The sequence below is a fragment of the Streptosporangium heterodermiicola genome (genome assembly GCF_051390675.1).
In the GTDB taxonomy this organism is placed as follows: domain Bacteria; phylum Actinomycetota; class Actinomycetes; order Streptosporangiales; family Streptosporangiaceae; genus Streptosporangium.
Genome location: NZ_JBPJSR010000003.1, coordinates 507,856 through 525,752 on the forward strand (window position 1 = coordinate 507,856; position 17,897 = coordinate 525,752).

21 protein-coding genes and 1 tRNA gene are annotated in these 17,897 nt (G+C 62.1%); 9 read left to right on the plus strand and 13 right to left on the minus strand.

The genetic code is table 11. From position 1 onward, the window contains the following. Positions 1-96: 96 nt before the first annotated feature. Positions 97-169, plus strand: a tRNA-Arg gene (locus ACSC1Q_RS09565). A 152-nt stretch (positions 170-321) separates the two neighbouring features. Continuing rightward, entirely contained in the window at positions 322-708 is a 387-nt protein-coding gene (locus ACSC1Q_RS09570) for a hypothetical protein (protein WP_436758291.1), read from the plus strand. Positions 709-787: 79 nt separating this feature from the next. Here the strand turns inward: ACSC1Q_RS09570 and ACSC1Q_RS09575 are convergent, their stop codons facing one another. From ACSC1Q_RS09575 to ACSC1Q_RS09610, 8 genes are all read right to left on the minus strand, one after another. Then, positions 788-2,032: a site-specific integrase gene (locus ACSC1Q_RS09575; RefSeq protein WP_436758292.1), complete on the minus strand. Its 1,245-nt coding sequence runs from the start codon at positions 2,030-2,032 to the stop codon at positions 788-790. Beyond that, positions 2,032-2,217 carry a helix-turn-helix domain-containing protein gene (locus ACSC1Q_RS09580; RefSeq protein WP_436758293.1) on the minus strand — a complete coding sequence of 62 codons (186 nt, stop codon included), beginning with the start codon at positions 2,215-2,217 and terminating at the stop codon, positions 2,032-2,034. Before ACSC1Q_RS09580 ends, ACSC1Q_RS09575 begins: the two co-directional genes overlap by 1 nt. Beyond that, on the minus strand, positions 2,214-3,563 hold the full coding sequence (locus ACSC1Q_RS09585; protein ID WP_436758294.1) for a replication initiator: 1,350 nt from the start codon (positions 3,561-3,563) through the stop codon (positions 2,214-2,216). Before ACSC1Q_RS09585 ends, ACSC1Q_RS09580 begins: the two co-directional genes overlap by 4 nt. Positions 3,564-3,700: 137 nt before the next feature. Beyond that, complete coding sequence (locus ACSC1Q_RS09590; protein ID WP_436758295.1) at positions 3,701-3,859, minus strand: hypothetical protein; 159 nt, start codon at positions 3,857-3,859, stop codon at positions 3,701-3,703. Next, positions 3,849-4,193, minus strand: a complete 345-nt coding sequence (locus tag ACSC1Q_RS09595) for a hypothetical protein (RefSeq protein ID WP_436758296.1) — start codon at positions 4,191-4,193, stop codon at positions 3,849-3,851. Before ACSC1Q_RS09595 ends, ACSC1Q_RS09590 begins: the two co-directional genes overlap by 11 nt. An 18-nt stretch (positions 4,194-4,211) precedes the next feature. Further along, positions 4,212-4,868, minus strand: a complete 657-nt coding sequence (locus ACSC1Q_RS09600; protein ID WP_436758297.1) for a DUF2637 domain-containing protein — start codon at positions 4,866-4,868, stop codon at positions 4,212-4,214. Positions 4,869-4,903: 35 nt separating this feature from the next. Next, complete coding sequence (locus ACSC1Q_RS09605) at positions 4,904-6,226, minus strand: FtsK/SpoIIIE domain-containing protein (RefSeq protein WP_436758298.1); 1,323 nt, start codon at positions 6,224-6,226, stop codon at positions 4,904-4,906. Further along, positions 6,219-6,572, minus strand: coding sequence for an SCO3933 family regulatory protein (locus tag ACSC1Q_RS09610; protein ID WP_436758299.1), 354 nt, complete (start codon positions 6,570-6,572; stop codon positions 6,219-6,221). Before ACSC1Q_RS09610 ends, ACSC1Q_RS09605 begins: the two co-directional genes overlap by 8 nt. A gap of 127 nt (positions 6,573-6,699) precedes the next feature. On the opposite strand from ACSC1Q_RS09610, the gene ACSC1Q_RS09615 reads away from it, so the two are divergent. Further along, the gene (locus ACSC1Q_RS09615) at positions 6,700-7,038 is read left to right on the plus strand and encodes a winged helix-turn-helix domain-containing protein (RefSeq protein WP_362899571.1); all 339 of its coding nucleotides are present in this window, start codon (positions 6,700-6,702) and stop codon (positions 7,036-7,038) included. 8 nt (positions 7,039-7,046) lie between these two features. On the opposite strand, the gene ACSC1Q_RS09620 is transcribed toward ACSC1Q_RS09615, so the two are convergent. Then, on the minus strand, positions 7,047-7,223 hold the full coding sequence (locus ACSC1Q_RS09620) for a hypothetical protein (RefSeq protein WP_386207930.1): 177 nt from the start codon (positions 7,221-7,223) through the stop codon (positions 7,047-7,049). Then, on the minus strand, positions 7,220-7,441 hold the full coding sequence (locus ACSC1Q_RS09625) for a hypothetical protein (RefSeq protein WP_436758300.1): 222 nt from the start codon (positions 7,439-7,441) through the stop codon (positions 7,220-7,222). The genes ACSC1Q_RS09620 and ACSC1Q_RS09625 overlap by 4 nt, the downstream gene beginning before the upstream one ends. 153 nt (positions 7,442-7,594) lie before the next feature. On the opposite strand from ACSC1Q_RS09625, the gene ACSC1Q_RS09630 reads away from it, so the two are divergent. Next, entirely contained in the window at positions 7,595-8,335 is a 741-nt protein-coding gene (locus ACSC1Q_RS09630) for an XRE family transcriptional regulator (RefSeq protein ID WP_436758301.1), read from the plus strand. A gap of 3 nt (positions 8,336-8,338) precedes the next feature. Beyond that, positions 8,339-8,815 carry an NUDIX hydrolase gene (locus ACSC1Q_RS09635; RefSeq protein WP_436758302.1) on the plus strand — a complete coding sequence of 159 codons (477 nt, stop codon included), beginning with the start codon at positions 8,339-8,341 and terminating at the stop codon, positions 8,813-8,815. On the opposite strand, the gene ACSC1Q_RS09640 is transcribed toward ACSC1Q_RS09635, so the two are convergent. From ACSC1Q_RS09640 to ACSC1Q_RS09650, 3 genes are all read right to left on the minus strand, one after another. Further along, positions 8,783-9,349 (minus strand): HD domain-containing protein, encoded by a 567-nt coding sequence (locus tag ACSC1Q_RS09640; protein ID WP_436758303.1) that lies wholly within the window; start codon positions 9,347-9,349, stop codon positions 8,783-8,785. The genes ACSC1Q_RS09635 and ACSC1Q_RS09640 overlap by 33 nt on opposite strands. Before the next feature lie 67 nt (positions 9,350-9,416). Beyond that, positions 9,417-9,893, minus strand: a complete 477-nt coding sequence (locus tag ACSC1Q_RS09645; protein ID WP_436758304.1) for a GntR family transcriptional regulator — start codon at positions 9,891-9,893, stop codon at positions 9,417-9,419. 4 nt (positions 9,894-9,897) lie between these two features. Beyond that, the gene (locus ACSC1Q_RS09650) at positions 9,898-10,242 is read right to left on the minus strand and encodes a hypothetical protein (protein ID WP_436758305.1); all 345 of its coding nucleotides are present in this window, start codon (positions 10,240-10,242) and stop codon (positions 9,898-9,900) included. Between the two features lie 164 nt (positions 10,243-10,406). Between ACSC1Q_RS09650 and ACSC1Q_RS09655 the strand changes: the two genes are divergently transcribed. From ACSC1Q_RS09655 to ACSC1Q_RS09670, 4 genes are all read left to right on the plus strand, one after another. After that, positions 10,407-11,141, plus strand: a complete 735-nt coding sequence (locus tag ACSC1Q_RS09655; RefSeq protein WP_436758306.1) for an XRE family transcriptional regulator — start codon at positions 10,407-10,409, stop codon at positions 11,139-11,141. A 644-nt stretch (positions 11,142-11,785) separates the two neighbouring features. Further along, positions 11,786-13,027 (plus strand): DNA cytosine methyltransferase, encoded by a 1,242-nt coding sequence (locus tag ACSC1Q_RS09660; RefSeq protein ID WP_436758307.1) that lies wholly within the window; start codon positions 11,786-11,788, stop codon positions 13,025-13,027. A gap of 50 nt (positions 13,028-13,077) precedes the next feature. Beyond that, positions 13,078-16,065: an ATP-binding protein gene (locus ACSC1Q_RS09665; protein WP_436758308.1), complete on the plus strand. Its 2,988-nt coding sequence runs from the start codon at positions 13,078-13,080 to the stop codon at positions 16,063-16,065. Between the two features lie 91 nt (positions 16,066-16,156). After that, the gene (locus ACSC1Q_RS09670) at positions 16,157-17,857 is read left to right on the plus strand and encodes a response regulator receiver domain (RefSeq protein WP_436758309.1); all 1,701 of its coding nucleotides are present in this window, start codon (positions 16,157-16,159) and stop codon (positions 17,855-17,857) included. Positions 17,858-17,897 lie beyond the last annotated feature (40 nt).

Sequence of the window (17,897 nt, forward strand, 5' to 3'; positions counted from 1 at the left end):
CACCGAGGAACCCGGCGCCGCCGGGCGGATCAGAGAGCGATCGTTTAACCGATTCGAGGCATCGCCCAAAACCCGCTATGCTTGCTTACGCAGCGAGCGGCCGTAGCTCAATGGATAGAGCATCTGACTACGGATCAGAAGGTTGGGGTTTCGAGTACCTCCGGCCGCACAGCAGGTCAAAGGCTCTCCGGGTGATCCCGGAGGGCCTTTTTCGTGCCTGTACAGCAGCGAAATACAGCAACGGGGTCTGACGGCCGCCACTGATCGAGTGTCCTGGGTCTGCTCCGCGTGAGAGGCGTTCGTCGTCGAAGGGGGGAGCACGTGACCGGGATCCGCGTCCTCTCGTTCACGGCTTGGCGAGAAGGTCGCTATGTCGGCCTGGCGGAGGTCCTCACTTCCCTCGGTACCTTGATCGAGGACTATCGCTGGCGATTGATCATCGACCGGCTCGTCTCTGCGGAGCTTGAATCGATCACCGAGGCCACGGCGAACTCGCTGGTGACCACGAGTCGTCTTATCGACCTGTTCAGCGGGGAGGGCCAGCTCATCGATGGAGAGCTGGTGGGCTATGGCGACAGTCCGTCGGTGCCGGAGGTGAGGATCCGAGCATTCGACAGCGGCCATTGGGATGTGCAGACAGGCAGCCCTGAACTGTTGGAGAAGATCATCATGCTCTATCCCGACGCTCACGAACTTCCCAAGTGGTGAATCCGCGAAACTCACCACGAAGGCCTCCTAGGAGAATTCTGAGAGGCCTTCGTCGGTCGGTCTGTGTGGGCGATTGCTCCTAGTGGTCGCTTTCCTCGGTGTCGAGACTGGCATTCAAACGATCCAGTGCCTTCCGGGTCTCGGGTGATGGGATCTGCGTGTAGACGTCCATGGTCATCGAGATTTGCGAGTGCCGCAGGATGCGCATCGCCACCCGAGGGTGGACGTCGAGGGCGGCCAGGAGCGATGCGCAGGTGTGCCTGGTGTCGTGGACGCGGATGCGTGGGACACCCGCCTTGCGGCATTGAACCTCGAAAGATCGGTTGAAGTTGCGCGGCTCGATCGGTGTGCCGTTCCTCGTGGTGAAGACGAGATCGGAGTCCTTCCACTTCGCTCCGGCCGCCTTGCGGGCCTCCTCCTGAGCTCGCTGGCGGTGTCTGAGCGCGGTGATGCACAGGCCGAGCAGCGGAAGCGATGCGGTGGAGTCGTCGGTCTTGGTCGTCTCGCGATGGAGGAGTTTCCCCCTGACGCGGTTGAGCTGCCGAGAGATCCACACTTGTTCTCCACCGAGGTCGACGCAGTCCCAGGCAAGCCCGAGCACCTCGCCTCGCCGCAGGCCCAGAACGAGGATCAGCACGTAGGCCGCGTAGAGCGGGTCATCCTCCGCCCGCAGGTGTTCAAGGAACCTCCGCGCCTCATCGACATCCCATGCCACGTGTTGACGCTTCTTCTTGGTCTTGCTCGGGTTGGGCAGGGTGGTCAACGCCGCGACGTTCTTGGAGATCAGCTCTTCCCGGATGGCGTTGCCGAGCGCGGAACGCAGAACACGGCGAATCCCCGCGATCGTGCTCCGAGACGGATACCCCTTGCAGCACTTTCCGATGGCGCAGCATCGCCGCTTGGCCTCCGCCCGCCGGTGATCCTTCTTCTGGTCACAGCAGGTGCAGAGGGTGGCCAGCGCGTTCAGCCATGTCTGTACCTCGCGGACCGTGAGCTTGTCGAGCCGCTTCTTGCCCAAGCCGGGGACGATGTAGAGCCGCACCAGCGGCTCGTAGGCCACGTAGGTCGTCGGCTCAAGGTTGGGCTCGACCACCTCGGCGAGCCAGCGCGTCAGGTAGGCGGCGAGCGTGGGGTGCTTGGTCGGCACCGGCCCCTTGCTCGCCAGCTCGTGGAGCTTGAGCCACTTCTCGTGGGTCTCCTCACGGGTCTTGCCGTAAGCCCATTTGCGAGTCTTCTTGCCCTCTGGCGTGACGACCCAGACGTAGCCGGCCCAACCATCCTTGTACGGGAAGACCGAGCCTTCACCGTTCGAGCGCTTGCCCATCAGGCGGCCTCCTCGCAGAGCCGGGTCACGTAGTCGTTGAATGCGGATTCCGGGATGCGGCGGCACCGCTCGCCGACCATGACAGAGCCGAGTTCTCCGGAACGGATGATCTTGTAGAGGGTCCACCGGCTGACCTTGAGCTTGGCCATCACCTCGGGGACCGTGAGCATGTCGTCGGCGTTCATCGGCCACCTCCGCCGTCCGCCGAGACGGGTAAGGGCGTGCCGGTCAGTGCCGAGAGAAGGAGCACGTCGCCGATGGACAGGCCCTTGCCTGCGTACTCCCAGTTGGTGATGACGATGACGGTGTCCTCGTCGAAGAGGGGCAGGCGTCCGGTGGTGGTCTCTTCGGTGCGGGCGAAGTCGCGGCGTTCGTCGCGGATGGAGCCGATGGTGATGGAGTAGTGGCGGGAGCGGGTGGAGAAGTGGCCGCGGAAGCCCAGCATGTGGGACCAGTGGGCAAGGCGAAGGTCGGCCAACTCGTCCAGGGCGCCCAGGCGCTGGCATTCGGCGATGAGGCGGCGGGGATGGTCGCGGAGGTTGAAGGCGGTCAGGTCGTCGAGGGGGTTGATGCGTCGGTCGAGGGTGCCGACGCATTCGGCGGCTTTGGTGGCGTACTTGGCGATGTAGCCGGCCACGGCCTGGTCGGAGAGTTCGCCGTCCATGGTGATCTGGCGGACGTCGAGCTGTCGGCCCCAGCGCAGGATGCGCGCGGGTTCGTCGCCTGCCGCGGGAACGGTCACGGTCACCGCTCGAACGGCGTGTTGTATGGCGTGCGTCAGCATCTCTGCCGTCGCCCAGGCTGGAGGCGGTGCGCCGGGTCCGTCCGGCCCGTCGAGGCGGATGACGGCGTGAAAGTGGACGACGCCGCGCTTCTGGTACTCGGCGACTTTGGCGAAGGAGATTGTCAGGCGTTCACGGAGCTCCCGCAGGGTCAGACCGGCCGTCTTGGCGACGCGTCGCCGCAGGGCGTCGGTGAAGCGCTGCCAGAGCTTCGGGGAGACGGCGTTGAACAGCACCGATCCCGTGTACTCGTAGCAGTCCGGGCAGAGCGGCTCGCCGAGACACGATTCGTCGGCGCCGTGTCGGGCGGTGCAGGACATGACGCGCCCGTGCGGGCAGGTCTGCGCGTCGCGGCGGGCGTGGCAGGGCAGGGTCTTGCCGTTCTTCTCTCGCCGGGTGTGGACGACTCCGAATGACGGGGCGGTCAGGGTGATGAACAGGCATGGGTGCGTGGTGACCGTGGTCGGGACGCCCTTGCCTCCGACCAGGCCCGCGCGGATCAGCTGGTAGGTGTCGGCGCGGTAGACCTCGGCGCAGGCCGGGCAGCGGGAGGTGCGGCGGGTCTTGCACGGCAGGTGCAGGACACCTTCGGGTTCGGTGGCGGTGGTGTAGCGGTGCAGGAGCCGGCCGGTGGCGCGGTCGACGTGCAGGACGCGTCCCCGCATGTGGATGGGCTGGCGACAGCCGCCGGTGGCGCGGAGTCGGGCGGCCCATCGGGGGTACTTCGGATCGTTCAGGCGGGTAATCATGCCTGCGATCGCATGCGTGTCGGGGCGTGTTGTGGGCAAGATGGTCTCCTCCTTTCACTCGTTGGGTGAGGGGGGATGGCCCCCGACCTGGCAGGCGTCTTGGCGGATGTACGGCCAGGCCGGGGGCGCCGACGCTTTCAGCAGAAGCCGAGACCGTCGCAGGACTCGCAGGTGATGCCGTGGCTGTCGAGGCCGGTGGCGCCGCAGTCGCAGCACCGCCACCGTTTGGGCGCGATCAGCGCGGGCGGTTCCTGCTCGCCGTTGTGCTGGATGGTCGGTGGGGTGTCAGGCGGCATGGGCGGAGTTGGGTTCGACGCAGCCGATGTAACTGGTCTCGGCGTCGTACCGGGCGCGCCGGTGGGCCAGGACGGCGAGTGCCCCGTAGCGGACCGGGCCGAAGTTGATGCCGGTGCGGTAGTGGCTGTATGAGGCGTCCTCGGCGTCGACCTCGGTGCCCAGGAGGGTGGCGATCCGGTCGACCTCGGCGGTCATCTCAGCGTCGGTTCCCCGCGCGGGGAAGCACAGGGCGCTCACCTCGTGAGGAATGGGGAGCTCGGGGTTGGCCTCCAGGAAGGTGGCCAGGTCCCGCAGACCGGTGATCATTGCGGTGCGCTTGTCGGTGGTGGTCACGATGGTTCTCCTTTCGGTTCAGGCGGGTTCGGAGGTGGTGCGCAGGGTGCGCAGCAGGTCAGAGGCGAGTTGGTTGGACACGCCCAGGCGGGCGCGTAGGGTGTCGCGGCTGATCGGCTTGCCTTGGGTGTTCTGGTACTCGGTGGCCACGCGGCGGGCGTAGTCGACGAGCTCGGAGGACGGCCCGTCCGCGGTCCCGACCTGGTCGTCCTTGTCGTCCTGGGTGGCGGGGACGAGCGCGGGCACCGAGGCCGGCTCGGAGGACAGGGCCGGGGACGGTTCGAGGCGGGGGCCGGAGGCGCGGCGTTCGAGCATGGAGACGGCGATCAGGAACGCGCCCGCCGGGGTGGCGGCGGTGATCCAGCCCCAGACGGAGGCTTCGGCTTGGTGGAGGTTGGCGGACAGGGACAGGACGATGCCGAGGATGAGGACGAGGGTGGGCCAGGAGGCCAGGCCGTCCCGGACGCGTCCGGTCTTTTTGTCGCGCTGGCGTTCGCGGGCGGCCATGACACAGGTGAGATCGACGCACACGGCGACGGCCCAGGCCATCCAGCCGCTTTGCCCGTGTTCGGTGGCGGTGTCGCGGATGTGGGTGAACGAGCCCGCTCCGGCGATCGCGGCCAGGACGATCACCGGCCCGGAGTCGAGCAGGGCGGCGAGCAGGTTTCGCGTCATGGTTCCTCCCTTCAGAAGTCAGTGGGGACAGGGGGTTAGGCGGGGACGTTGACCGGTTGGGCGGCGGTGAGGTCGTCCCAGGACGGGGTGAGGTGGGCGTAGGTCTTGGCGGCGTGTTCGGCGGTGTTCTCGGCGACGTAGAAGGAGCGCGCCCGGTACCACTGGCCGTCCTGGGAGGCGACGATCGCGACGCCGGGGGTTTCGGCGGGGATCGCGCGGGCGGAGACCAGGGCGGCGGGGTCGAGGTCGCCGAGGGTCATGGTCGCGGTTTCGGGGTCGTTGACCCGGTGACAAATGCGTCCCGAGCACTGGGCGCGCAGTGCGGTGACGCCGGGGCCGAGGTCGGAGCCGATGCGCTGGCCGGAGCAGAACAGGTAGATCCCGAACGCGCGGCCGAGCTGTCCGATGCGCAGCAGCGCGGTGGAGGTCCTGGCGATGTCGTCCTTCTCGGACTTGTCGGCCATCAGGTACAGCTCGGCCAGCTCGTCAACGAGCACCACGACCGGAACGAGGCGCACCGCTGCGGGGAGTTGCCAGATGTTACGGGCGCCGGCCATCCGGCACAGGCCCATCCGGTCGATCATCATGCCGATCAGGTCGGCCAGCAGCCGGGTGCACTCGGCGCGTTCGGTGGCCAGCGCGGACAGGCGTGCGGCGTAGGGGGTGAACTCCACGCCGCCCTTGAGGTCGAAGCCGACCAGGGCGACCGGTTGCGGGGCCAGGCCGACGAGCAGGGCGTTGGCGAGGTTGGACTTGCCGGACTGGGTGGCTCCGGCATTGATCCAGTGCGGCACGGTCCGGAAGTCGATCACCCAGGGTTTGCCGGTCTCCAGCCGTCCCACGGTGACCTTGAGCAGGTCGGTGGAGGGCGGCAGGTGGTCGACCTGGACGAGGGGGTCGCGGATGGTGGTGTTGATGACGAGGCGTCCGGGGCGGGGTGAGGAGACGCGGACGGCGTGCACGCCCCAGGAGTGGGCGAGGCGTTCGGCGGCCTGGGCGTAGTCATCGGGGATCTGGCCTTCCAGCAGGTGCAGGGTGGCGCGCCAGCCGTGCCGGGTGGGCATAGGCAGCCACATCCAGGGTTTGGTGTCGACGGCGACCCGGCGAAAGCGGCGCCGTACCTTGACGGTGCCGGTGGAGACGAGGGCGCCGGGGGTGAGGGTGAAGGCCCAGCGCGCCCGCTTCTTCGTCAGCCCGCAACCGAGGGCGACCTTGCGCCAGGTGGCGCGGACGCTGAGTGCGGTGAGCGAGTAGGCGGCGATCAGCCAGAACGACCGGCGATGAAAGCGCCGCCACGCCCACGCAGCGATTGCGATGCAGGCCATGACGATGAGGGCGAGCCTCAGGGAGTCAGGCACTCTGGTCTCCTGCGGGGATGCCGGAGACGGGGACGATGGGGGTGGCCTTGTAGCTGATGCCCCATCGCGAGGCGCCGTTCTGCGGGATCTCCCAGACGTAGCCGACCATCGCGGTCGGCACGACGTCCTGGCCGGGGGCGATTGGGGGTTGTCCGGAGGTTCCGACCTTGACCAGTTCGATCCGGCCCAACTCGTCTTCGGCGAGCAGGACGGATTCGTAGATCTTGTTGCCCTCCTTGTCGGTCTTGATCTTGCCGGTGTCCTGGTCGACCACGCGGGGACGGGCGGCCTTGACGCAGGTGAAGCGGAGTCGGTGGACATCGACGGGGATCGGGATGTTGCGCATGGATGTACCTCCTTATTTGGCTAGGACAACATAGTCAGCCTAGTTGGCGTGGGTGTCAATGGTCGCGTAGTTGGCTTGGTCGCGCCTTTGTGCTGAACTAGGGAGCACTCACGACAGAAGAGGGGCGATGGTCAAGAACACCGGGCGACCCGGCTATCTGCAGATCGCCGACGACCTGCGCGAGCAGATCCGGCGCGGCACCCTGGCGCCCGGAAATCCGCTGCCGTCCACGACCCAACTCGCCACGACGTACGAGGCGTCGCTGAGCGTGGTGAAACTCGCCGTCGGGGTGCTACGAAACGAAGGGCTGGTCATCGGCCAGCAGGGCAAGGGCGTCTTCGTCCGCGACGACGCCGCCCCGGCTTTGCCGCCGGCTGCGGAGGAGTTGGCCGAGATGCGGGCCACGCTGCGGGATCTGTCGCAGCGCCTGGAACGGGTGGAGTCGAAGTTGGCCGAGCGCGAGTAGTTCGCCGCTCATCCGCGCACGTGGCAGCCGGTGACCCGCCGCGCCAAGCCCGCCGCCCGGGTCGGAGGAACGCCCCCCAAGGACATCCGCCGGTCTTCTTGGCGCATGCCGACCATGACGAGCACGTAGCCGACCAGCACGGCCGCCCCGAGGACGAGGCCGATGATCAGCGGGATCGTGGTCACGTCCAGCTCACCCCCGCCTCGGCGAGGTTGCGCGGACGGCCGGCCGGGCGCCTGCTCTGACCGCGCCGCTTGCTCGTCCGGCGCTTGGCCGCCTGCCCCTGACGCCGGATCCACCGGTCCCGGGCCAGGCACTTACGGCATGCGATCCGCCCCTCCTCCAGGGCCGCGCCGCACACGCAGGCGGGCGTCTCGTCGATCGGCCGAATGTCGTTGATCACTGTGTCTCTCCTCTCGATCGCTGCTGTTGCTGCCTTGCGATATCGAGAGTGCGACAGAGAGGTAGGACGAGATCACTACAGGATGGGACATGTTCAGGACGTCCGGTCTACGATTGCCACGTCCCTGGACGTCCCTTCTTACGGGCAGGTGAGATGGCGAACGAGCGGTTGCGCACGGCATTGCTGGAGCGGGGAACGACGATCGCCGAACTGGCCGAAGCCATCGAGGTGGACGCCAAGACCGTGGAGCGGTGGATCACCCAAAGCCGCACCCCCTACCGCAAGCACCGCTTCGCCGTCGCCAAGTACCTCGATGCCGAAGAGGCCTACCTGTGGCCCAACGCTCTGACGCCCAAACAGGCCGCCGCGGTTTCGGAGACCGAGATCGTCACCGTCTACCCGCACCGCTGGGCCGTACCCCGGGACGCCTGGGGACGTCTGTTCTCCGCCGCCAAGCAAGAGATCAATGTGCTGGTCTACAGCGGCACCTTCATCTCCCAGGACACCGGCCTCATGCGCCTGTTCGCCGACAAGGCCAAGGCGGGCGTACGGGTGCGCATCCTGCTCGGCGACCCCGACTCACCCGAGGTCGCCCAGCGCGGCGCCGACGAGGGCATCGGCGACGGCCTGGCCGCGCAGATCAGGACGGCACTGGTGATGTATCGGCCGCTGCGCCAGGTCGAAGGGGTGGAGATCCGGCTGCATCGCACGGTGCTGTACAACTCCATCTACCGCGGTGACGACCAGCTTCTGGCCAACACCCACCTGTACGGCATGCCCGCCGGAGACGCACCCGTCCTGCACCTGCGCAAGGTGGTGGGCGGCGGCATGGTCTCCACCTACCTCGACAGCTTCGAAGCCGTCTGGGCCGGAGCCACCCCGGTAGAGTCCTGACCCATGGCCCGCCGGATCGACTTCTACGACGACCCCTCCGCGCCCGCACCCAACAGCCTCGTCCCCTCGGTCAACGTCGTCGTCACCAACAACGCCGGGGACATCCTGATGATCCACCGCACCGACAACGACAACTGGGCCGTACCCGGCGGAGCCATCGACCTCGGCGAATCCCTCCCAGCCGCGGCCATCCGCGAGACGCTGGAGGAGACCGGCATCACGTGCGAGATCACCGGCATCGTCGGCACCTACACCGATCCCAGGCACGTCATCCTCTACACCAGCGACGGCGAAGCCCGACAAGAGTTCTCCATCGTCCTCACCGGCCGCCCACTCTCCGGCGAACCGACGCCGAGCGACGAGTCCCGCGAAGTGAGGTGGGTACCGCGCGAGGAGGTCGACTCACTGACGATGGACCGCTCGATGCGCCTGCGGATCGGCCACTACCTAGCCGGCACCACCGGGCCGTACATCGGCTAGCGCGACCTGGACCGCCCGCACCGCCGAGGTGATACACGGCGTCGCGTTGGCGATCGACCGGCTCACCAGATGCTCAGGACCGTAGCGGGAATGGATCTCCGCCAGCCGCACATCGACCTCCAGGGGAAGCCCGTCCGGGCTGGTGGTCATGTCGCAGTAGGTCAGCGCCTCCACCAGCTCCGGACGCTCCCGGTCGAACTCCTCGTTCAGCACGTCCAGCAGGCCGCGTTCGGTGGCCTCATAGACCGCGCACGAGTGATGCGCCACCAACCGGACGAGCTTGTCATCGGCCTGATGCACCTCGCGCAGGTAACGGGCACCGTCGAGCGGATGGAACCCGGTGTCGACCAGCGGCGGCGCGTACCCGATGTCATGCAACCAGGCCGAAGCGGTCAGCAGGTCGGACTCCTGGCCGAGGATCGGCGCCAGCGACTCGGCACGCGCGGCCACCCCTTGGGTGTGCGCCCATCGGCGCGGCAACGGCTGCTCCAGCAGCTCTTTGGCCAGGTCACGTGCCCACTCAGCTTGTCCCATGCGGTTCACGATAGACGCCGTCCCCCGAGGCGAATCCAGTACGCGAGCCGAGACGTCCCAGGACGTCTCAGTCCGGGAGAGGACGGACAAACCGGCCCTTGCCATGCGCGGTCACGATCAACCCCTCGCGCTCCAGCTCACCCAGGGCATGGCGTACCGTGTTGCGCGAAGCCGCGTACTGCCGCCGAAGCGCGTTCTCACTCGGCAACGCGGCCCCGACAGCTAGGACGCCCCCGCGGATCTGTGTCCGCAGATCCTTTGCGATCACCTGATACCGGTACTCCGCCGCGCCGACCTGTTGCCCCTCCTCCTTCACCACGCGCCCCTTGCCGGGCATCGTGACGATCAGCCCCTCGCTCTCCAGCATGGCCAGGCCACGACGGACGGTCGTGCGGGCCACATGAAACTCCGCGACAAGGGCCGCCTCGGAGGGCAGGGCGCCGCCGGCCGGATACTCGCCAGAGGTGATCTTTTCGCGAAGCCGGTCGGCGATCTGGGGATAGACCAGCCCGCCGGTCAGCCACCTGCTCGTCTCAGAGATCATCGACTCAGGCGCGGTACGCGTCGGCGATCTTGCTCAGATCCACGGTCAGCGGCTCCTGCTCACCTTGACGCCAGCCTTCCCGGGCCGCGGTGGAGATCCGCTTGGCCGCACTCGCCAGACGCAGCGAGGAGGTCCGCTCGTCGAGCTGGTCGCCCCAATAGAACCAGTGGAACGCCGTCTGGACATAGACCCGGCGAGTCCGGAAGTGCCGGTCGACGACCTCCAGGCAGGGCTGTCCGGTGTTGTCGACGATCAGGACGGTGGTGATCTCCAGCGAGGACAGCTGCTCGCGCAGCAGGGTCAGTAGCTCCTGTTGGTGGGCGCGCTGTCTTTCTCGGGCGGTGGTCATGGATGTGCTCCTGTCAGCGTGAAGGGCGTGGCCCCTTGGGTGGGAGCCCGTGCCGACGAGCTTCGTCTTCCGGGGCCAGAGATCGACACCGCAACTTAGGGACGTCTAGGGACGTCTTATGTTAACGTCGCAGGCACTGACCGTGCCACGGGAGGTGCCACCCCATGAACGAGAACCTGCGCCACGCCCTCATCCGAGCGCGGCTCCAACCCCTCGACGTCGCCACCCACCTGACCGTCGACCCCAAAACCGTCACCCGCTGGCTGGCCGGCCGCATCCCCCACCCCCGCCACCGCCTGGCCGTCGCCGACCTCCTCGAAGTCGACGAAAACGACCTGTGGCCCGACAGCATCCGCCACCGCTCAGGGCTCACCCACGAACTCAAGGCCGTCTACCCCCACCGATGGGCAGTGCCGGCGGACACCTGGCGCACGTTCTTCGCGTCCGCCACCACCAACATCGACATCCTCGTCTACAGCGGCCTGTTCCTCGCCGAAGACTCAGGACTCCTGCGCATCCTCACCGACCGAGCACACGCCGGGGTACGCGTACGCATCCTGCTCGGCGACCCCAACAGCCCGCACGTGACAACCCGCGGCACCGAGGAAGGCATCGGCGGCGACGTCATGGCCAGCCGAGTCAGAAACGCCCACGCCCTCTACCGGCCACTCCAAGACGTCGAAGGAGTCGAACTCCGGCTACACCGCACGGTGCTCTACAACTCCATCTACCGCGCCGACAACGAACTCCTGATCAACCTGCACGCCTACGGCACCCGAGCCCCCGAAGCGCCCGTCATCTACCTGACCCACACCGAAGCCAACAGCACCGCAACGACCTACCTGACCAGCTTCGAACACGTCTGGACCAGCGCCGGACCTGCAGGCCGGAGGTTCTGACAGACGGTCCCGCCAAGATCGAAAGAAACTTATCTGTTCGTCTTCAAGGCGCGCGCCGCCTGCGGCGTCCCGCGCGCGTCGGGCGGTCGCTGGCCGCGCTGCGGCTCTTCGGCCGGTCACGGCCCGCGCCGCCAACGCCATAGGTCACTTGAGTTCATCGGCAGACGGGTGCTCTACTCCCGTCCCACACAGCGTCGAGTTCTCGGAGCTTTTCCGGCGGTTTGAACTTGACAGGAATGTCATTCTTGCATCTCGCAGAAATTGGCCTCTTAAATCAACCTAGATCTAGACATGGCTAGAATAGGCTGTCGACACAAACCAGGGCCACTCCTGGCTTAATTGAATTCACAGGTGAAGTTCACATTCCCACGAAGCCCGAAGCGGCATAAATAACCCTAGAGTGGGCGCCCACACCTGGAGCACTGAAGCAATATTAAGTACGTCTGCCACGTACGTCAGTCCTTGTATCCTAACATTCTTAAACAAGCGCCGAACCCCCCGCGCAATAGCCTACGAGCAGGCCCACTCCGTCGGCGTCGTAGGCACTTCACCAACGACACCTAGGATCGATAGCTGCGATCTCGTCCAGAAATTGTCGTTTGTGAGCTATCATCACCCCATGCTTGGATACCCCGGGACGGATCATGACTGAGGCACTCGAGTCTGGCCAGGTGGATCCAACGAACCACCGAGACCGCCGCTGGACAGTGGTCGACCTCTTCAGCGGAGCAGGTGGCATGAGCTACGGATTCCATGCCCATACTGGCTTTCGTGTCGCGGCGGCAGTGGATGCACAAAGAAGCAAGCCCAGTAGAGGTTCACTGGACTGCAACGAAACTTACCGTCAGAACATTGGCGTTAAGCCTCTTGACATTGATCTCCAAGCCGTAACCCCAATCGAACTTGCACAGACAGTCCGTCGAGCGGGAAACCTACGCCGGCCAACGGTATTAGTTGCATGCCCGCCTTGTACCGGATTTTCGAGAACGCTTCCCCGGAACCACCGTGAAGACGATCCTCGCAATGCCCTTGTTGGCAAGGTTGCAGAATTCACAGCACAGTTGCAGCCCAAAATTGTGATCGTGGAGAATGCTCGCGAATTACTTAAAGGATCCTTCCGTCTACATGCAGAAGTATTAAGCGCACGACTACAGGAACTAGGATACAAGGTACACTCCCACATTTACCGCTTTGATCGATTCGGGCTCCCCCAGCGCCGCGAAAGATCAATCATGATTGCTGCCAGTGCAGACGTACGCCTGCGGCATCTTGATGAACTATGGGACGGATGGCGGGTAAACCCCAAAGCTCTGACGGTACGTAGAGCGATTTGGGATCTACCTGAAGTTCAAGTTGGCGTCCCTGACAGTGAAGACGCGGATCACGTGAGCACATCCGTTACGCCCGAAGTTCTTCAACGGATAAGAGCGATTCCCGTTGACGGCGGCTCATGGCTCAGTCTCTTTAAGGATCCAGAAACCGAGAGACTGGCGACGCCAGCTATGCGAAAGTCGGTCGCTAATAACTCCCAACATCATTTCAGTGATGTCTATGGCCGCATGGCGTGGGACTCGCCCGCCCCCGTAATTAAGCGAGAGTGCAGCCACGTGGGGAATGGGCGCTACACGCACCCCCAGCAAGACCGCCTTTGTACAGTTAGAGAGATGGCTCTCCTGCAAGGCTTCCCGGCTAGCTATTCTTTCAAGGAGTCGGCCAAGCAAAATGCATATAGACATGTGGGAGACGCAGTCCCTCCCCTGATAAGTTATCAGCTTGCTTGGCTCTGTTCTTGGATGCTTGGGGGTCGACGTCCTACCCCACAAGAATTCGTTCTTTCTGGAACTACACTACGGATAGATGACGTCACCTCTACACAAACAAGATAAAAGGAAAACGTTAACCGATAACGTAATCTATGAGGCGGTGGGAAGATTAGATGGCAACTTTCCGAGCTCGGGCGCGAGCGGTCGACATGCTGGGGCGACAGCAGATCGCTGGCATTCCCACTGCCATCAATGAGCTCTTCAAGAATGCGCATGATGCGTATGCTGAGAATGTGATCGGCGACTATTTCCGGCACGACCGTTTGCTCGTAATACGAGACGACGGATACGGGATGACGGTGGGCGAATTCATTGAGAAATGGTTGACCGTCGGAACCGAGAGCAAGATGTCAGGCGGCATGCCGCCTCCTCCAGGAAAGCCGCAGCGACCAGTCCTAGGAGAGAAGGGAATCGGGCGCCTAGCCGTCGCCGCAATTGGCCCACAGGTGGTCGTACTTTCCCGTAGCGCAAAAGAACATCGAATTTTGATCGCACTAGTCAACTGGACGATGTTCACTGCCCCCGGCATTGACTTGGATGAAGTCACCATTCCGATGGTGACAATCCCGGCCGATACCTCACCTAAAAGCCAGAACATAGAGCAGCTCGTCGGCGAATTGCGAGCCAATCTCGAAAGAGTCCGAAAGAAGATTCCCAAGTCGATCTACGACACTGTGGCGGCACAGTGCACCTCATTGCTGGAAATTGACCCGGGCAAGATTTATAGACGACTGCAGGGGCCATCGCTTACTTCGGGTCCAGGTACTCACTTCTGGATTACACCGACAGATGAGATGCTCGCTCATGACATTAGTCAAAATCCGAAGGATGAACTTTCACCTCCGCCGCTGCTTCAGATGCTGGTTGGTTTCAGCGAAACTTTGCTGCCAGGAAATCCCCCACCCCCCATGCTCGCACGTTTTTATGATCATAGATCAAGCGAGATAGCAATCGACATGATCGGAGATTCCGAGTTCTTCACCCCTGAAGACTTTGAAATCGCCGATCATCAGATTGTCGGATCCTTCGATAAATTCGGTCAGTTCAGCGGTACGGTGTCGGTCTATCGTGAGCCCGCCCAAAGCCATATAGTTTCCTGGCCAAATGTTCGAGGCAACGAAACACAATGCGGGCCATTCAGTCTGCGACTCGCATACATTCAGGGCGAGAAGAGGGCCACACGTCTCAGCCCTGAAGAATTTAATCTGACTCTACGCAAGCTGAGCCGAGTAGGCGGCCTCTACGTATACAGAGACCGAGTCCGCGTACTTCCATACGGAAAACATGATTTCGACTGGCTAGATATCGAAAGAGAGCGCAGTAAGAGCGCCTCCGATTACTTTTGGTCTTATCGGCGGATGTTTGGCGTCATCAGCATCGATAGCAAGATCAATAATCAGCTTCAGGAAAAGGCAGGCCGGGAAGGCTTTCGAGCCAACGCCGCTTATCGCGAGTTGAGGGATATACTCCAAAACTTTCTTGTTCAGACTGCAAGGGATTTCTTTCGTGAAGACAGCCCAGATGACACTTGGCGCACGATAAAAGTCGAGCTCGAGCGTGAGGCTGCTGCCAGGAAACGCCACGATCAATTGTCGAAGCAACGACGCGCTGAATTCCGTCGTACGCTTTCGGCTGCCGAGCAGAAGCTCGACCAGGGCAGGCCTGAACACGAGATCGGACAGATTCTAAGTCGACTTGAGTCAGCGCTAGCTGACGCGACGTCTGATTCAGATCTGAGCAGAGCTTCAGAAAAGGTCATTGCCGCAGAAAACGCTGCGCAACGCGCACTTTCGGATTTGCGCGTCAATTACCGGGTGACACGCCCAAGGGGGCTAGCTCTTTCGAAGGGAGCCGCGCTGGACTGGGAGGCCTACCAGCGCGAATTTGAGGCCCTGGAGCATGAACTCCTTACTAGCACGCGATTGGAAATCGCTCGACGCAGCGCTACCGCTGCTCAGCGGATGGGTACCGCCCTCAACCGGCGACGACGGCTCGAAGCAGGCATCAAAGAACGATCGGAACATGCTCAATCCTCTATAAATCAGCATGGCTCCGAGGTGAGTCAAAAGTTCGAGCACCTGAGGACACAAGTAGAAGCTCAAACCACCGGCGCCAAGCTTTCTCTGGACAGAGAGATAGAAAAAGTATTTGTCGTCTTGGCATCGACAAATACCGATGATCTTGATGATCAAAGAATAATAGACCTCCGAGCGAGCCTTGAAGACCAGCTTGATCAAAGCGTCAATGAGCAGCTCCGCTTACTGCAGGCTTTGTCGGATAAGCTGTCCCTGATCATGGAACAGGGGCCATCCTTGGGACAGGCCGACATCGTAGATGTTATCGGTAGCCTAGAGCAGGAAGTATTCTCTTTGCGCGACCGTGCGGATGAAGACCTCGAACTCGCACAACTGGGTTTGGCTCTTCAGGTCATCAATCACGAGTTTTCTTCCAGTATTCGGGCTGTGCGGGGAAATCTTCGCCGGCTTAGAGCGTGGGCTGACGCCAACAAAAGCCTACGTTCAGTGTATTCCGACCTCCGTGCAAGCTTCGAACATCTTGACGCCTATTTGAGGCTGTTCACTCCTCTCAACAAGCGCCTTTATAGGCGGGACACCATAATGAGTGGCGGCGATGTAGAGAATTTCGTCCGCGACCTGTTTCAAGAACGTCTTTTGAGTGAAAACATCTCACTTGATGCAACAGTGGCATTCAGAAAGGCCCGAGTGAGGGCATACCCCTCCACTTTGTATCCCGTTTTCGTTAATCTAGTTGACAACGCCATATTCTGGTTGTCTCGCCAATCGCCGCCGCGTCAGATCGTATTGGATCACGCGAATGGGTCTTGGTCCGTCGAGGACAACGGGCCTGGAATCCCAACGAGGGACCAGCAGCGAATATTCGAACTGGGATTCTCACGCAAGCCCAACGGCCGAGGTATGGGCCTGCATATCAGCAGAGATGTTCTTCGTAAAGAGGGTTGGGGTCTTGAGCTATCCACATCTCGCCTTGGAGGAGCATGCTTCGTCCTACGCGAACCTACCGCGAGCGAGATTTCAGAGTCAGATGACGAAGAGATCGCAGACGAGCCCGCTCTCGAATAGCTGATTTCCGAACTCTCTCCTACAATCGGGATCGGCTGTCTATAATCATCCAGTCGGGGCTATACCAGAACCCGGATGGGAGATCGTTGAAGTGACGGAGACGGTTGCCTCTCATCGACACCACGTTGAGTCCGCCGAGAGCTATGATGATCTCTGTATCCGTGCTGCTCAGGAGTTCCTTCACACGATTGTGGTCGTAGATGACCGCGCGACGTATGGGGGTGGCGACGAGATAGCTCCCCTCGTAGCTCCGGAGAGCGGTGCTCTCGACGAAGATCCGAGCGAGGTGCAAGAGTCGGTCGAGATAGGCAGCGGCGCGTCACTGGACGTTGGAGCTCTCACAGATGCGAGTGCGGACCTAGGCCTAACTTGCGCCGTGCTGCGCCCAACGCGCGAGGAACAGCACGATGGAACCCTCGACAAGAGATTGGTTAAAGCGGCTCAGCGGGCTGACGTTCTTGTCCTGGATTGGCAGCTCAACGATGAGCCCCGTGGCCAAGCTGCTCTACGGCTTCTAGCTGATGTCGTGAAGGATGATGAGAAGGGTAGAAGCAGGCTCCGCCTTGTTTGTATCTATACTAGCGAGCCCGATCTAAATGGCGTCTACGATGCGCTAAAGCAGGCACTTGACTCCAAGGTGAAGCAGCATTCCGATGTTGATGACCCAATGCGATGGCTTGATTGCGGCTATATGCGTGTCGTCATCTATGCCAAGGCTGGTGGGGCCGGATCAGCCATGAGTACAACGGCAGTGGAAGTCTATGACCTGCCGAATACCTTGGTAAAAGAGTTCAGCCGGCTGACTGCAGGCTTGGTAAGCAATGTTGCAGTAGCTTCGCTAGCTGCGATCAGACAGGGTGCTCATCGACTTCTAACGCGGTTCGAACCCCGCCTAGATCCCGCGTTTCTTTCGCATCGATTCTTCGAAGGCGGACCAGAGAGCGAGGAGTTGTTAGTAAGACTCGTCGCTGACGAAATCAAGTCCGTACTAGATGGTGCGGATGTTAGGCGGTGGGCCGAATCAACTGCCGTTCGCATGTGGGCAGATAGCAACCTGCCGGATCAGGTCGATGTCACCTCGAAGCCTACAAAGGTACGATTCGTCAGTAAGGAAGATCTGACAAGCGCTCTACTTGATTCGGGGCCAGATAGAAGTTTCCGTGTCAGCAACCTCAAAAAATCTGGGGATATTTTCGATCTCGGAAGCGATCTAAAACCAAGCATAACAAGCATCCTTGCAACAACTGGATCAATAGCTGAAGAACTCGATTATGATTTCGCCAGACTGACCTGTCTCGCCCGTAACGATCCTTCACCTTTCCCACATAACCGTACGCCAGTGCTTTCGGAAGGGACGATCGTTAAGATTAGAGATGGCAGTGAATATTCCTATTTGTTGTGCGCGATGCCTCTGTGTGACAGTGTCAGAGTTGGGGCTGGACGGGCTTTTCCCTTTGTTCCTCTCAAGTCAGTCGAATCTACAAAACGGTATAATCTGGTCGCCCTAAGCCCTGAAGGCAAGCGTCTCTATCTGGCTTTTTCGCCTAATAATCACTACGACATCGCTCGATACACATTTTTCGGTGGCGCCGGTCAGGTCGTCACTGCGCAGCGACGAGCCGTAAAGGGACGAGACCACTTCGTCTTCTACGATAAGAATCATAAAGCATTTATTTGGGTAGCAGAACTCCGCTTTCAGCACGCCCACCGAAAGCTTCACGACTTGGGGTTTGCCGCAAGTCGCGTCGGACTAGATGAGTCGCATTTCCTTCGCATGGCGAAGGATAAGTAGAACACATCTGATCTAGAGAGATCGATTTCGGTTCTTGGCC